This is a genomic window from Nocardia amamiensis (assembly GCF_015477605.1).
In the GTDB taxonomy this organism is placed as follows: domain Bacteria; phylum Actinomycetota; class Actinomycetes; order Mycobacteriales; family Mycobacteriaceae; genus Nocardia; species Nocardia amamiensis_A.
The window spans coordinates 1-345 of the sequence record NZ_JADLQX010000263.1 but is presented as its reverse complement, the minus strand read 5'-3'; the positions used below and the strand labels follow the sequence as shown (position 1 = coordinate 345).

Genomic DNA, 345 nt, shown 5'->3' with positions numbered 1-345 from the left:
ACAGCACCGACATCGCGATCGGCACCCCGATCGCGGGCCGCGGCGAACGCGCGCTCGACGACGTGGTGGGCATGTTCGTCAACACGCTGGTGCTGCGCAGCCAGGTCGATCCCGGCGCAGGCTTCGGTGAGCTGCTCGAGCAGGTGCGCCGCACCGACCTGGCCGCCTTCGCCAACGCCGACGTGCCGTTCGAGCGGTTGGTGGACGTGATCAGCCCGGTGCGTTCGCAGGCGCATCATCCGCTGTTCCAGGTCGCGCTGACCTTCGAAGCCGCCTCGGCCGCCGACCTGGGCGCGGTCGCGCTGCCCGGCCTGGATATCGCGGTGGTCGACTTCGACCCGGGCA

The 345-nt window shown here is 71.0% G+C and carries 1 protein-coding gene; it reads left to right on the top strand.

Translation table 11 applies throughout. The features are described 5' to 3' along the window. A partial coding sequence (locus IU459_RS37755; RefSeq protein ID WP_195134338.1) for a condensation domain-containing protein occupies positions 1–345 on the top strand: 345 nt, incomplete at both ends.